This is a genomic window from Solihabitans fulvus (genome assembly GCF_008386585.1).
In the GTDB taxonomy this organism is placed as follows: Bacteria; Actinomycetota; Actinomycetes; order Mycobacteriales; family Pseudonocardiaceae; genus Solihabitans; species Solihabitans fulvus.
On sequence record NZ_VUOB01000325.1, the window covers coordinates 1 to 372 of the forward strand.

Annotated in this window: 1 protein-coding gene; it reads right to left on the reverse strand. The window is 44.4% G+C overall.

Annotated features, from left to right (window positions below; translation table 11 throughout):
• The coding region (locus tag F0L68_RS45355; RefSeq protein ID WP_149855431.1) for a reverse transcriptase domain-containing protein at positions 1-371 on the reverse strand (371 nt) is incomplete at its 3' end.
• Position 372 lies beyond the last annotated feature (1 nt).

The window sequence follows — 372 nt, forward strand, 5'->3', positions numbered from 1 at the left end:
GTAATAAGAGTGAGAGATGACTTGTTTGTGGTGACCTTCATTCTATTTGTAGTTAGCCATGGCTCTAAGGACCCTAAATATTGTTGAAGATGTTCGGCAGCGGTCTCATATTTTGGGTGTTGTGCTAGTATTGTGAGGTCGTCCGCGTAAGACCAAGTGTGTGTGTGGGGTTGGATGGGTGTGGGTAGGTCGTGAGTGAATAAGTTGAAAAGTGTAGGTGAGAGTACGGAGCCCTGCGGTACCCTGTTGGTGTAGTGTCGTGTTCTGGAGGACTTGCCGTTGTAAATTGTATAACCATGTCTACCTGAGAGAAAATTGGCAAGCCATTTTTTGAAATTAGGGTGGTGGTGAGTGTTGAGAATTTTATTTATG